This is a genomic window from Brevundimonas sp. P2_A6, assembly GCF_056404975.1.
Genome location: NZ_JBFUCZ010000002.1, coordinates 373,417 through 386,624, shown reverse-complemented (window position 1 = coordinate 386,624; position 13,208 = coordinate 373,417). Strand labels below are relative to the sequence as shown.

Genomic DNA, 13,208 nt, shown 5'->3' with positions numbered 1-13,208 from the left:
GGAAGCCCGACCCATGGCCTATCGCACCCTCAACCCGTTCACCGAACGGACCGTCGAGACCTATGCCGAACACACCGATGCCGAGGTCGAAGCCAGGCTGGCCAAGGCCGATGCGCTTTTTCGGTCCGACTGGTCACGAGGTGACATCGCCCCGCGCCTGAAGGTTCTGAAGGCCCTGTCTGGCCTGCTGGCCGAAAACCAGGACCGACTGGCTCGCACCATGGCCGAGGAGATGGGCAAGCCACTGGCCCAGGGGCTGCTGGAAATCGAACTCTGCGCCGGGATCGCGGCCTACTATGCCGAGCGCGCGGAAGGTTTCCTGAAGCCCCGGACGATCGACAGCGATCTGGGCGAGGCCTGGACCGAGTTTCACCCGATCGGGGTCCTGCTGGCCGTCGAGCCCTGGAACTTCCCGATCTATCAGCTGATCCGGGTGGTCGCCCCCGCCATCGCGGTCGGGAATCCGGTGATGTTCAAGCACGCCGGGATCGTGCCGCGGTGCGCGGCCCTGTTCGAGGACCTGTGCCGGCAAGCGGGCGCGCCCGACGGCTGTGTGACCAACCTCTATGTCTCGTCGGGCAAGGTGGCCGAGCTTATCGGTGACGACCGCATCCAGGGCGTGGCCCTGACGGGATCGGAGGGCGCGGGGTCCAAGGTCGCCGCAAAGGCCTCCGAGAAGCTCAAGAAATCCACGCTGGAGCTGGGCGGTTCCGACGTCTTCGTCGTTCTGGACGACGCGGACATCGAAAAGGCCGTGGTGGCCGGCGTGGAGGGCCGACTGTCAAATGCCGGTCAGGTCTGCACGGGCTCCAAGCGGTTCATCGTCCAGAAATCGGTGTCCGAGGCCTTCGTCAGCGGCTTCGTCGAAGGCATGAAGGGCGCGGTGATGGGCGACCCTCTGGACGAGGCCACGGTGCTGGGGCCGCTGTCATCCGAGGACGCGCTGAATACCCTGAGCCAACAGGTCGATGACGCGGTCGCTCACGGCGCGAAAGTCCTGACCGGCGGCAAGCGCGCCGACCGCACCGGCTTTTTCTACGAGCCCACGGTCCTGACCGACATCACCCGGGACAACCCCGCCTACTACCAGGAATTCTTCGGCCCCGTGGCCCAGGTCTTCGTGGTGGAGGACGACGATGCGGTGGTGACCCAGGCCAACGATTCCCACTTCGGGCTGGGCGGTTCGATCTTCGCCGGCGACACCGCCCGGGCGCGCAGACTGGCCTCGCGGATCGAGACCGGAATGGTGTTCATCAACACGACCACCACCTCCATGCCCGAGCTGCCGTTCGGCGGGGTCAAACGCTCCGGCTTCGGCCGCGAGCTCGGCGATGTCGGCATCCTGGAGTTCGTGAACAGGAAGCTGGTGGTGGTATCCTCGGGCGACGCCACCCAGACCGTCGGCTAGTCGCCGGACGTCGCAGACAGGGCCTCGTCGAGCACCGGGTCGGTCGCCCGGCCGGGTGCGGGCCGCAAAGACAGGCGAGCGCGGAGGCCGGCCTCGGCGTAGTCCATATCGGCGAAACCGCCGAGGTCGCCTTTCAAACTCGTCGCGATCAGGCGCGATCCAAAGCCCCGCTGTTTGGGGGGCACGGCCGCCGGGCCGCCGGTCTCGACCCAGTCCAGCACGATCAAGCCGTCCGCGTCCGGCTCCGACCAGGTGGCGGTCACGCAACCCTCGGGCCGGCTGAGGGCGCCGTGCTTGGCGGCGTTCGTCGCCAGTTCATGGACCACCATCCCCATGGCCAGCGCCTGTGGGGCCTCGAACATCACGTCGGGCCCGATCAGCCGGATCTGTTCGGGCGCATAGGGCCGGAACTCCTTGGTCAGCAGGTCGCCGAGCGTCGCCTGCTCCCAGCCCGAGGCGGTCAGCAGGTTATGGGTGTCCGACAGCGCCATCAGCCGCGCCTCGAACAGGCGTGAGAACTCCTCGACCGACCCGGACCGGCGGGCGGTGAGGGCCGCGATCGACTGGATGGTGGCCAGGGTGTTCTTGACCCTGTGGTTCAGCTCGTTGATCAGCAGCTTCTGGCGGCGTTCGCTGGTTTCCAGCGCCTCGAAGGCCCGGCGGCGATCGGTGACGTCGCTGACGACGCCGGCCAGTTTCAGCGGCCGACCGGAGCGGGTGCGCACCAGGCTGCCGCGCGACTGGACCCAGCGGTCGGTGCCGACGATCGGATATTCGACGTCATAGTCCGCCTTTCCCGCGATCGCCGCATCCAGGGCAGCGGCCCGCGCCGCGACATGGCGTTGGTCGGCGAGCCAGACGGGGTTCATGACATCGCCGTCCGGCCGATCCACGGGATGGGCGATCAACTCGCGGGCGCGGGGCGACAGGACGAAGGATCGATCCTTGAGGTTGACTTCCCAATAGCCGACGCCCGCCGCCGCCAGCACCTGAACCAGACCGGCCCGCTCATCCGCCATGGAGGCGGCCAGGGCGATGAACAGGATGACCGCCGTGACGGCGGCGATGCTGATGGCGATGGCCAGGGGCGAGGCCCCGCCGGCGACCATCTCGACCTCGACGGGACGCAGCTCCAGCGCCGCCATCCCGGCGTAATGCATACCCACGACGGCCAGGCCCAGGATGGCCGCCGCCACCGCGCGCCATCCCAGCGACGTCTCGCGCCTGGCCGCCCACAACGCCGCCGTGGAGGCCCCGACCGCGATCATGATCGAGACGAGGACCATGCCCGCCCGCCAGCCGACGGCGGCGGTCGTCTCCATCGCCGCCATGCCGACATAGTGCATACCGGCGATGGCCAGGCCCATGACCGTCCCGGCCAGCGGAATACGTCCCGGCCCCATTTGCTGGCGCGACGCGGCGACGAAGGCCCCGGCCGTGCCCGCGACCGCGAGCACGAACGACAGGATCGTCAGCAGGGGGTCATAGCGAACGGGCGCGCCGGGATCGAAGCCCAGCATGGCGATGAAATGCATCGACCAGACCCCGCCGCCCATGGCCAGGGCGGCCGCGCCCAACCACGGCGCGCGATCGCGACCCTCCCGGCCCCGCACGCGCTGGAACAGGTCGAGCGCCGTCCACGCGGCCAGGACCGCGACCGCATAGGCCAGAAGCAGAAAGGTCGCGCCGTGGTGGTGGTGCAAGTCGATTACCGTACCGAAGTCTCGTGTTTATCGGACATTCGTATGGTGGCGTCCATCGCGATCAGCCGCCCGCGACCATCTGCATGCCCAGCCATTCGGCGATCAGGGCGGGCTTCTCCGCGCCTTCGATCTCGACCGTCAGCTCGTGCTTCAGCAGCCAGCGGCCGCCGCCCTTGTCCTCGGCGCTCAGCAGCCTGAACCGGCCACGGACGTTCGAACCCGCCGGGACCGGGGCCAGGAACCGCAGTTTGTCGAAGCCGTAGTTGACGCCCATCACCACGCCCTCCAGTGGCTTGACCGCGTCATAGGACATGGCCGAGGCGAGGCTGAGCGTCAGGAATCCGTGGGCGATCGTGCCGCCGAAGGGCGTCTGTTTCGCCGCCACCGGATCGATGTGGATGAACTGGCGGTCCTCGGTGATCTCCGCGAAGGCGTCGATCCGGGCCTGATCGACCAGGATCCATTTCGAGACGCCGATCTCGGTGCCGATCAGGGATTGGAGGTCGGACGGTTTGGTCATGCGGCGGCTCCGTGCTGCGTCGCCGGAACGAACCGGCCCTCGATGATGGCGGCGAACAGGGCGGGATCGATGTTGCCGCCCGAAAGGATGACGGCCGTGGTCCGACCCTGCGTCTCGAACCTGCCAGCCAGCACGGCGGCCAGGGCGGCGGCCCCGCCCGGCTCGACGACCAGTTTCAGCGTGCGAAAGGCATAGGCGACCGCGTCGGCGGCTTCCTGGTCGTTGATGGTCACGGCCCCGGACAGGACGCGTCGGTTGATCGGAAAGGTCAGCACGCCCGGGATCGGCGTCTGCAGGGCGTCGCAGATCGAAGGGGGTCCCTTCGGATGGCCGACACGCTCGCCGGCGGCCAGCGACCGACCCGTGTCGTCATAGGCCTCGGGCTCCACGGCCCAGCTTCTGGTCGCCGGGCTCTGTGCCTCCAGCACCAGATTGATCCCGGCCATCAGACCGCCGCCGGAGCAGCAGCAGATCAACTGATCGATGGGACCATCGGCCTGGTCCAGCAGCTCCAGCGCCGTCGTTCCCTGGCCCTCGATCACATACGGATCGTCGAACGGCGGCACCAGAACGCTGCCCCGCTCCCTGGCCACGGCCGCGCCGATCTCCTCGCGGCTCTCGGTCCAGCGGTCGTACAGACGCACCTCGCCACCAAAGGATTTGACCCCCTCGATCTTGATGGTGGGGCTGTCGGCCGGCATCACGATCACGGCCCGCGTGCCCATCAGCTTCGCCGCCGCCGCGACCCCTTGCGCATGGTTGCCCGAAGAGAAGGCGACGACGCCCGAAGCCAGCTCTGCCGCGCTGAACCGGCTGATCCGGTTGTACGCCCCCCGAAACTTGAACGCCCCCGCGACCTGCATCGTCTCGGCCTTCATCAAGACCCGTCCGCCCATCCGTTCGTTCAGTGCCGGGCTTTCGATCAGCGGGGTGCGCACGGCCGCCGGAGCGATCTGGCGGGCGGCGTCCAGGACGCCTTCGTAGGAAGCGATGCGGTCGGTCATGAACCCCACTTAACCCGATGACGATGCTGCGCGTAAGGTGCCCTCATGACGACCTGCATACTCGCCATCGACCAGGGCACGACCTCCACGCGCGCCATCGCCTTCGAGCTCAGGGACGATGGCGGCCTGCACCCCATCGCGGTCAGCCAGATCGAGCTGGCCCAGCATTTCCCAAGCTCCGGCTGGGTCGAGCATGACGCCGCCGAAATCTGGACCGCGACGCTGCAGACCTGTCGCGAGGTCATCAAGAAGACGGGTGGGGTCGGCCGGTTCAGCGCCATCGGCATCACCAACCAGCGCGAGACGTCGGTGATCTGGGACGCCGCCACCGGCGAACCCCTGCATCGCGCCATCGTCTGGCAGGACCGTCGCACCGCCGCCGTTACCGCGCGTCTGGCGGCCGAGGGGCATGAGGCCATGGTTCAGTCGGCGACGGGACTGATCCTCGACCCGTATTTCTCGGCCACCAAGTTCGCCTGGCTGCTGGACGCCGTGCCGGGCGCGCGCGAACGGGCGGCCAAGGGCGACGTTTTGCTGGGGACGATCGAGTCCTGGCTGATCTGGAAGCTGACAGGGGGCGCCGGCCACGTCACCGACGCGACCAACGCCAGCCGCACTTCGCTGATGGACCTGACCACCGTCCAGTGGCGCGACGACCTGTGCGACCTGTTCGGTGTGCCCAGAGCCGCCCTGCCCCGCATCGTCGGCTGTGCGGAGCCGATGGGCGAGAGCGACCCCGCCCTGTTCGGGCGCGCCCTGCCGATCACGGGCTCGGCGGGCGATCAGCAGGCCGCGCTGGTGGGGCATGGGGCGCTGAAGGCGGGCGACGCCAAGATCACCTATGGCACGGGGGCCTTCCTGGTCGCCAATGTCGGGGACGCGCCGGTCGCCTCCTCCAGCCGGCTCCTCGGCACGCTGGGATATTCGGTCGGTGGCACCGTGGCCTATGCGCTGGAGGGATCGATCTTCTCGGCCGGGTCGGCGATTCAGTGGCTGAGGGACGGCGTCGGCATGATCACCGAAAGCCGCCAGTCCGAAGCGGTCGCCCAGACTCTGCCCGACAACGGCGGCGTCTATCTGGTGCCCGGTTTCACCGGTCTGGGGGCACCCTGGTGGGAGCCGGAGGCACGCGGCGCGGTCATCGGCCTGACGCGCGATTCCAGACCCGCCCACTTCGTCCGGGCGGCGCTGGAGGCCCTGGCCTATCAGACGCGCGACCTGCTGGATGCGCTGGAAAAGGACGGGGCGCCGCCGCTGAAGGTGCTGAAGGTCGACGGCGGGGTCACCGCCAATGCCTTCGCCATGCAGTTCGTGGCCGACATCTGCGGCGTGCCGGTCGAACGCCCGGCCTTTCAGGAGATGACGGCCCTTGGGGCCGCGCGTCTGGCGGCCCTGGGTGCCGGGCTGATCGACAGTCTGGAACCGCACAACGACGAGGCCCCCGCCGTCTGGACGCCGCGCATGGACGAGGATGAGCGCGGCAGGCTGCTGCGGGGCTGGCGTCGCGCGGTCAAGGCCGCCATCATCGCCGCCGCATGACAGACCTCTCGATAGACGCCCAGAACGCCTTTTCCGGAACGCGGGAGGTCGATCCGCGATACCGCCTGGACGAGGCCGCGCTGGATCACTGGATGGCGACCCATGTCGAAGGCTATGCCGGCCCGCTGACGATCCGCCAGTTCAAGGGCGGACAGTCGAACCCGACCTATGAGCTGACGACGCCGACCGCCGCCTACGTCCTGCGTCGAAAGCCGCCGGGCGTGCTGCTTCCATCCGCTCACGCCGTGGACCGCGAGTTCACCGTCATCTCGGCCCTGCACGCGCAAGGGTTCCCCGTTGCCCGGCCCCATGCCCTGTGCACGGACGAGGGCGTCATCGGCTCGATGTTCTACGTCATGAGCAAGGTCGAGGGCCGGGTGCTGTGGGACCTGAAGCTGCCCGGCCTGGAGCCCGCCGAACGCCGCGCCATCTTCGAGGCCCAGACCGATGCCCTGGCCGACCTGCACCGGTTCGATCCGGCCGAGATCGGGCTGGCCGACTATGGCAGGCCCGGCAACTATTTCGCTCGTCAGGTCGGCCGCTGGACCAAGCAGTACCGGGCGTCCGAGATCGACCCGATCCCCGAGATGGACCGGCTGATCGACTGGCTGCCGCAAGGGTTGCCGCCCGAGGGCCCGGCCCGGATCGTCCATGGCGACTTCCGGCTCGATAACCTGATCATGGCCGCCGATGCCCCCCAGGTCCGGGCCGTGCTGGACTGGGAACTGTCGACCCTGGGCGATCCGATGGCGGATTTTTCCTATCTGCTGATCGGCTGGGTCCTGCCGCCGACGGTGCGCAACGGTCTGGCGGGGCTGGATCTGGAAGCGCTGGGCATTCCGACGATCGAGGAGACGGTCGAGCGCTATGCGGCCCGCAGCGGGGGTCAGAGGCCGCAGAACCTGGACTGGCTGATGGCCTACAACCTGTTCCGCCTCTCGGCCATCTGTCAGGGCATCGCCGGGCGCGTGCGCGACGGCACGGCCGCCTCCGCCCACGCGGTGGAGACAGCCAAGCAGGTCACGCCTCTGGCCAAGGCCGCGTGGTCCTTTGCAGTGAAGGCCGGGGCCTGACACGACAAAGGCCCCCCGGCGCGAACCGGGGGGCCTTGAATCGATCCGGCGGACCGGGCCGTCTTACTTCAGCGCGTCGCGGACCTTGGCGGCGATGTCGGCGAAGCCGGTGCCTTCCATGGCGATCGCGGCCAGGACCTTGCGGTCCAGCTCGATCCCGGCCTTGGACAGGCCGTGCATGAACTGCGAGTAGGTGAAGCCTTCCTGACGGGCGGCGGCGTTGATGCGCTGGATCCACAGGGCGCGGAAGTTGCGCTTGTTGATGCGGCGGTCGCGATAGGCGTACTGCCCGGCGCGGTCGACGGCGGCCTTGGCCGTGCGGATGGTGTTCTTGCGGCGACCCGAAAAGCCCTTGGCCTGTTCGAGAACCTTCTTGTGTCTGGCGTGGGAAACTACGCCGCGTTTGACGCGAGCCATATCTTATATCCTTCGGATGGGTCCCTACCGCGTACGCCGCGGGCGCTTGCGACTTTAGGGACACCTGATTTCAAATTCAGTGCGATGAGGTCAGTGCTGCTCCGCTACGCTTACGCGTACGGCATGTAGGACTTGATCTTCTTGGCGTCGGCGTCGGCCATGACCGAGGTGCCGCGGTTCTGGCGGATGTATTTGGAGTTGTGGCTGATCAAGCGGTGACGCTTGCCCGCAACGCCGGCCTTGACCTTGCCTGTCGCGGTGAATTTGAAGCGCTTCTTGGCGCCCGACTTCGTCTTCAATTTGGGCATTTCATATCCTTTGGGGCTACCGTCCTTTGGACTACTTGAGCCCGAGGGGTGAGGGAGCAGGGTTCATGAACCGCCCAGGCATGCCTTTAGCCCGGCGGTTCGTTACGCGAAGGCGCGGCTAGTAGCGGAAGCGCGGCCACAGGGCAAGCGGTCTCACTCCGCCGGGACGGGAACCGCCGATTGCCGCGCCACGGCCCGTCCGGCGTTCACCGCCATCAGGGCCGCCGGGATCATCAGCGCGGCCCCGACCGCCAGCGGCCAGTCATGGCCCAGGCTGGAGAACATGAAGCCCGCCACCACCGGTCCGAACATCCGCCCCGACGAACTGGCCGCCATGTTCAGACCCAGCATCGCCCCCTGCCGGTCGGGTGGGCTGGCGCGCGAGATCATGGCCGAGATGTTGGGCATGGTCATCGCCATGCCGAAGGCTCCCACGCTCATGGCCACGGGCACGGCCCAGGCGACGGGCGCCAGCATCTGACCCAGCAAACCGCAGCCGAACAGGATGCACCCCACCGACAGCATGCGGCTTTCGCCGAACCGGCGCGACAGCCGTCCCGTGACCAGGGACTGGCAGATCACCGACACGATCCCGACCGCCATGAAGGAGAACGCGACCTCGCGCGCGCCCCAGCCGAACCGTGCGCCGGTGAACAGGCCGAAGGTGGATTCCATCCCCGAGAACCCGGCCATGTAGATCAGGGTGACCAGGATCACGCGCGACACCACCGGATTGGCGGCCGCATCCCTGACCCCGCCGAGGAAGGGCGTACGCGCGGGGGCCGGTCCGTCGCGCCGGACCAGGCTTTCTGTCAGCAGGAACATCACGCCCAGGGCCGCGAGGGTCGCCAGACCACAGGCGGCGAAGATCGGCAGCTGATAGCCCAGCCGCCCCAGGTCCTCGCGCACCAGAATGCCGCTGAGGCCCGGCCCGGCGATGAAGCCGGCCCCGAAGGCCGCGCCGATCAGGCCCATCCGCCCGGCGCGCTTTTCCGGCGGAGTGACGTCGGCGACATAGCCCTGGACCGTCGAGACATTGCCCGCGCCCAGGCCCGTGAACAGCCGGATGCCGATCGCGACCCAGATGTTCGGGGCAAAGGCCAGCATCAGATAGCCGACGGCATTGGCCGCGACCGTGATCAGCAATACGGGCTTGCGCCCGATCCGGTCCGACAGCCGCCCCCAGAAGGGCTCGGCGAAGAACTGACCCACCGAATAGGCCGAAAACATCAGCGCCACCTGCCAGGGTGCGGCGTTCAGGCTGCTGCCGAAGAAGGGCAGCAAGGGCACGACCAGGCCGAACCCGACCAGGTTGATGAAGACGATGGCGAACAGCACGCCCAGGGCACGTCGCTCGCTTCTGGGGGTCGGGGCGGGAACGAACGGCGGCGTCTGGCTCATATCGTCTTCTAGCCGACCTGATCGCTACCGGCGAGAGAGGGTCGCGACGCACCCCCCCGGCGCGCCATCGCCGCCGTCCCTAATCCGCGGGATTGTTCGCCTGCAGAAAGCGAACCGTTTCCGTCAGCATTCGCTGGCGGGTCTCTCCTCGAGACAGCCAGTGATCCTCGCCCGCCAGTTCGATCATCTCGACCGGCTTGCCCGCATCGCGAAGGGCGCGTTCCATCAGTCGGCTCTGCTGGATGGGAACGACGGAATCGTCGCGGCCGTGGATCAGGAGGATCGGGGCGTCGGCCTGCCGTGCGAGGCGGGCCGGAGACCGCTCGTCCAGCGATCGGTCGCCCAGACGCTCTGCACCCATGAAGCGGTTCCAGTACCGCGTGGAGGTGTTGTCGCGGCGGCTCACCCCCCGGTTGGCCTCGGCGTCCACCATGACCCTCAGGTCCGACACACCCGCGACCGAGACGGCGCAGCGATAGATGCCCGGGTTCAAGGTCACGCCGGCCAGGGCCGCATAACCTCCGTAGCTGGCCCCGACGATGCAGACGCGTTCCGGATCGATCACACCCTGGGTGGCCAGATAGCGGACGCCGTCCGAGAGATCGGTCTGCATCTTCTTGCCCCACTCGCCATAGCCGGCCTCGATGAAGGCGTCGCCATAGCCGGTGGAACCGCGGAAGTTCGGCTGGAGGACCGCATAGCCCCGGCTGGCCAGGGCCTGGGCCCACCAGTCGAAGCCTCCGGAGTCGCGCGCCTGCGGGCCGCCATGGGGCAGCACGACCAGCGGCAGGCCCCGGGCGTCCCCCTTGCCCGGCGGCAGGGTCAGATAGCCATGGATTTCCAGCCCATCGGCGGCCGGATAGCTGATCGGGCGCACCGAGGCGACCTGATCGGCGGCGATCCCCTCATAGGCGGTGCCCACGGGCGTGATCTGCGACGCCTCCAGATCGACCAGACGGTAGGTCCCGGCGTCGCGGTCGCCGCTGGTATAGACGACGGCCTTCTTGAAATCGTCGCTCCAGCTCATCAGCACAGGGCCCCGCCCGGCGAAGGCGCGCTGGACGGCGTCCGACAGGGCGCGGGCCTGGGGATCGGCGAAGGCATAGACGGTGCCCTCGTCCGTCGATCGGGCGGCCCCGATCAGCCGATGTGTGGCGGGGTGAAAGAAGACGGCATCGGGCACGAACTCGAACCGGACGGGCCGCCAATTCCCGGTGGCCAGGTTCACATCGAAGAAGGCGGCGTCTTCCCGATCGGGCTGGCTCAGGTCCGGTCGTTCCGCGGCCAGGATCACACTGTCGCCGTTCAGGCCCAAGCCAAGCAGGCTGGGCTGATCGATCGGCGCGACGGTCGACCACACCCGGCGGAAGGTCTCGCCCTGACGGAGATGAAGGCTCCAGGTCTGGCTGGCAGACTCAAACTCGCCGCGCGCGAGGGAGCGGCCCGCGCCGTCCAGAACGAAGTCATCGACGTTGCGGCCCATCACCTCGGACAGGCTGGCCCGGCCGTTCTCCAGATTGATGCGATAAAGGTCCAGCCGATCGGGGTTGCCAAAGTCATAGGCGCGGACCAGGACCAGCGGATCGTCGGCGGCCACGACGCCCACCCGGCTGAACAGGGCCGGAAACAGGCCGCGGGTATTGGCCAGCATTCTGACCACACGGTTCCGACCGGGATCATAGATCTGTCCGGTCGCGAGCTCGAAGTTCACCAACCCCAGGGTGGGAATGGTCTCGGTCTTGGTGGTGGTGACGAGGATCCGATCCTCGCCCACCCAGTCCAGGTCCCGGACCTTTGCGCTACCGACACCGATCCCGCCCACCTGCGCCTGGGTCGCGACGTCGATCATGACCAGTAGTCGCGTCTCGCCCGAGACGGTAACGAAGGCCAGCCGCTGTCCGGAGGGCGAAAGCTCGACCATCTCCATCGAGGGCAAGGCGCCATAGGCCGAGAGCGGCGGCGGCTCGGTCGATTGTCGGGCCAAGACCGGACCCCCGACACACGCTGCCAACGCACAGGCTACAGAAAGAAGGGCCTTCAGGTCGGCCGCTTGTACTGGACGCAAAATGGAGACCCCCGCCTCGAACAGGCCTCCATCATCTCTACCACCCGCATAATCTCAAGTGGTTTTTCGCCGCACGGATCGATCGACGATTGACCGGGCGGAGGTGGCAGACATCGCCCCCGAAATGCCGGACGAAGCCTACTTCGGGGCCAGGATCATGATCATCTGGCGGCCTTCCATGCGGGGCGCGTATTCGACCTTGGCGATCTCGTCGAAATCGGCCTGGACCTTGTTCAGCAGCTTCATGCCCAGTTCGGGGTGGGCCATCTCGCGGCCGCGGAAGCGAAGCGTCACCTTGACCTTGTCACCCTCGTCGAAGAAGCGGTGCATGGCCTTGGCCTTCACCTCATAGTCGTGGATGTCGATGTTGGGACGGAGCTTGATCTCTTTCAGCTCGACGACCTTCTGGCGTTTGCGCGCCTCGGCCTTCTTCTTCTGCTCCTGGAAGCGGAACTTGCCGTAGTCGAGGATCTTGGCGACGGGCGGCTCGGACGTCGAGACGATCTGAACCAGATCCATGCCCGCCTCCTCGGCGGCCTCCAGCGCGGCGGAGGTCGGCATGACCCCCTGTTTCTCGCCGTTCTGATCGATCAGCAGAACGCGCGGGGCGCGGATATCCTGGTTCATAGGGGGGCCGTCCTTGGTGGGCGGCTGGTTCATCGGACGGCGAATGAGCGTCGTTTCCTTGTGTTTCTGAATGAGCAGCGATGTCGCAAGGGACAGCGCACGGCATACCGCCGCGTTCCCTCACCGGCCCTATATGACCGCGAAAGCCCTGATCTTCAAGGCGTGACGGCCGTGTCTGCCTCGATCCAGGTGTCATGCAGCGCGATGACGGCCTCGAAGACACGCCGGGTGGTCAGCGCCTCGATCGGCGCGAACTCGCCCCGCACGGGGTTCGACGCCGCGATGGCGGTCCGGGGGCCGCGCGGGCCGTACAACCACCACTCGGTCGGCCCGAACAGGCCCAGCGTCGGCTTTCCCGCCGCCGCCGCCACATGCATCAGGCCGGAATCGTTGCCGACGAACAGGGTCGCCCGGTCGATGGCGGCGGCCGAGCACAGGATGTCGCCCTTGCCCACGCAGTCGATGGCGAGGTGTCCGGCCGCCTGGAGCGCCGGCGTCGCGGGCGGGCGGTCGCCGGGTCCGCCCACGGGCATGAACCGCCAGCCCTGGAAGCGCGGCTCGGCCTTCAGAAGTTGGACCAGCTCCCCCCAACGATCGGCGGGCCAGCTCTTGCCGGGTTGGTGGGCGATGGGCGCCAATGCCATGATGGGTCCGGGCGCGGTCGCCAGCTGGGGGTCGATCACGGCTGCCGCCTCGGTGCGGGCGCGGTCGTCGATGAACAGCTCGGGCTCCAGCGGCCGGTCCGACCCCATCAGACGCGAGACCATCTCCACCTTGGGCAGACCCGTCTCCCAGCGCCGGTTGTAGACGACCCGCCGATCCGCCCGGACCAGATACGCCAGGGCCGAGCCCCGAATGTCGATGACCATGGCCCAGCGGGTGCCGACCACCTGTCGCCACAGGTCCAGCCAGTGTCCGGCGGCCTTCTTCTTGTCCAGCACGATGACGCGCTCCACCCCCGGAGCCGAGCGGAAGAAGGGCGCGGGCGGGCGGCCGCAGGCGACGGTGATCTCGGCCCCCGGAACCTGACGCGCGATCTCGCGGATGATCCCCGAAGAGATCACGCAGTCGCCGATGCGGTTGGAGGTGACGAACAGGACCTTGGGCATTTGCGCCTTATCGACGGCTTGGCAGGAAGATCAA

The 13,208-nt window shown here is 67.9% G+C and carries 12 protein-coding genes; 3 read left to right on the top strand and 9 right to left on the bottom strand.

The features are described 5' to 3' along the window. Positions 1–13: 13 nt before the first annotated feature. Entirely contained in the window at positions 14–1,408 is a 1,395-nt protein-coding gene (locus AC1DW4_RS07355; protein ID WP_477016594.1) for an NAD-dependent succinate-semialdehyde dehydrogenase, read from the top strand. On the opposite strand, the gene AC1DW4_RS07350 is transcribed toward AC1DW4_RS07355, so the two are convergent. The 3 genes from AC1DW4_RS07350 to AC1DW4_RS07340 all read right to left on the bottom strand — a co-directional run bounded on the left by AC1DW4_RS07350 (position 1,405) and on the right by AC1DW4_RS07340 (position 4,635). After that, on the bottom strand, positions 1,405–3,111 hold the full coding sequence (locus AC1DW4_RS07350; RefSeq protein WP_477016593.1) for an MHYT domain-containing protein: 1,707 nt from the start codon (positions 3,109–3,111) through the stop codon (positions 1,405–1,407). The genes AC1DW4_RS07355 and AC1DW4_RS07350 overlap by 4 nt on opposite strands. Positions 3,112–3,172: 61 nt before the next feature. After that, on the bottom strand, positions 3,173–3,631 hold the full coding sequence (locus AC1DW4_RS07345; RefSeq protein WP_477016592.1) for a MaoC family dehydratase: 459 nt from the start codon (positions 3,629–3,631) through the stop codon (positions 3,173–3,175). Next, positions 3,628–4,635 carry a threonine ammonia-lyase gene (locus tag AC1DW4_RS07340; RefSeq protein WP_477016591.1) on the bottom strand — a complete coding sequence of 336 codons (1,008 nt, stop codon included), beginning with the start codon at positions 4,633–4,635 and terminating at the stop codon, positions 3,628–3,630. The genes AC1DW4_RS07345 and AC1DW4_RS07340 overlap by 4 nt, the downstream gene beginning before the upstream one ends. 45 nt (positions 4,636–4,680) lie before the next feature. Between AC1DW4_RS07340 and glpK the strand changes: the two genes are divergently transcribed. After that, entirely contained in the window at positions 4,681–6,174 is a 1,494-nt protein-coding gene (gene glpK / locus AC1DW4_RS07335; protein WP_477016590.1) for a glycerol kinase GlpK, read from the top strand. Then, the gene (locus AC1DW4_RS07330) at positions 6,171–7,247 is read left to right on the top strand and encodes a phosphotransferase family protein (RefSeq protein WP_477016589.1); all 1,077 of its coding nucleotides are present in this window, start codon (positions 6,171–6,173) and stop codon (positions 7,245–7,247) included. Before glpK ends, AC1DW4_RS07330 begins: the two co-directional genes overlap by 4 nt. 63 nt (positions 7,248–7,310) lie before the next feature. Here AC1DW4_RS07330 and rplT read toward each other — a convergent pair whose 3' ends face one another. The 6 genes from rplT to AC1DW4_RS07300 all read right to left on the bottom strand — a co-directional run bounded on the left by rplT (position 7,311) and on the right by AC1DW4_RS07300 (position 13,174). Beyond that, positions 7,311–7,664 carry a 50S ribosomal protein L20 gene (rplT, locus tag AC1DW4_RS07325; protein WP_477016588.1) on the bottom strand — a complete coding sequence of 118 codons (354 nt, stop codon included), beginning with the start codon at positions 7,662–7,664 and terminating at the stop codon, positions 7,311–7,313. Positions 7,665–7,774: 110 nt separating this feature from the next. Continuing rightward, positions 7,775–7,972 (bottom strand): 50S ribosomal protein L35, encoded by a 198-nt coding sequence (gene rpmI, locus AC1DW4_RS07320; protein WP_003166435.1) that lies wholly within the window; start codon positions 7,970–7,972, stop codon positions 7,775–7,777. A gap of 153 nt (positions 7,973–8,125) precedes the next feature. Further along, positions 8,126–9,373: an MFS transporter gene (locus tag AC1DW4_RS07315; RefSeq protein ID WP_477016587.1), complete on the bottom strand. Its 1,248-nt coding sequence runs from the start codon at positions 9,371–9,373 to the stop codon at positions 8,126–8,128. Between the two features lie 79 nt (positions 9,374–9,452). Then, positions 9,453–11,357 (bottom strand): alpha/beta hydrolase family protein, encoded by a 1,905-nt coding sequence (locus AC1DW4_RS07310; RefSeq protein WP_477016586.1) that lies wholly within the window; start codon positions 11,355–11,357, stop codon positions 9,453–9,455. A 219-nt stretch (positions 11,358–11,576) separates the two neighbouring features. Beyond that, positions 11,577–12,098: a translation initiation factor IF-3 gene (gene infC / locus AC1DW4_RS07305; RefSeq protein ID WP_041761204.1), complete on the bottom strand. Its 522-nt coding sequence runs from the start codon at positions 12,096–12,098 to the stop codon at positions 11,577–11,579. A gap of 122 nt (positions 12,099–12,220) precedes the next feature. Next, the gene (locus AC1DW4_RS07300; protein ID WP_477016585.1) at positions 12,221–13,174 is read right to left on the bottom strand and encodes a glycosyltransferase family 9 protein; all 954 of its coding nucleotides are present in this window, start codon (positions 13,172–13,174) and stop codon (positions 12,221–12,223) included. Between the last annotated feature and the right edge of the window lie 34 nt (positions 13,175–13,208).

Bases quoted from the DNA above. Each gene is read 5' to 3' on its own strand.
- AC1DW4_RS07355 (WP_477016594.1), top strand. From the start codon at position 14: ATGGCCTATCGCACCCTCAACCCGTTCACCGAACGGACCGTCGAGACC.
- AC1DW4_RS07345 (WP_477016592.1), bottom strand. From the start codon at position 3,631: ATGACCAAACCGTCCGACCTCCAATCCCTGATCGGCACCGAGATCGGC.
- AC1DW4_RS07340 (WP_477016591.1), bottom strand. From the start codon at position 4,635: ATGACCGACCGCATCGCTTCCTACGAAGGCGTCCTGGACGCCGCCCGC.
- glpK (WP_477016590.1), top strand. From the start codon at position 4,681: ATGACGACCTGCATACTCGCCATCGACCAGGGCACGACCTCCACGCGC.
- AC1DW4_RS07330 (WP_477016589.1), top strand. From the start codon at position 6,171: ATGACAGACCTCTCGATAGACGCCCAGAACGCCTTTTCCGGAACGCGG.
- rplT (WP_477016588.1), bottom strand. From the start codon at position 7,664: ATGGCTCGCGTCAAACGCGGCGTAGTTTCCCACGCCAGACACAAGAAG.
- rpmI (WP_003166435.1), bottom strand. From the start codon at position 7,972: ATGCCCAAATTGAAGACGAAGTCGGGCGCCAAGAAGCGCTTCAAATTC.
- AC1DW4_RS07315 (WP_477016587.1), bottom strand. From the start codon at position 9,373: ATGAGCCAGACGCCGCCGTTCGTTCCCGCCCCGACCCCCAGAAGCGAG.
- infC (WP_041761204.1), bottom strand. From the start codon at position 12,098: ATGAACCAGCCGCCCACCAAGGACGGCCCCCCTATGAACCAGGATATC.
- AC1DW4_RS07300 (WP_477016585.1), bottom strand. From the start codon at position 13,174: ATGCCCAAGGTCCTGTTCGTCACCTCCAACCGCATCGGCGACTGCGTG.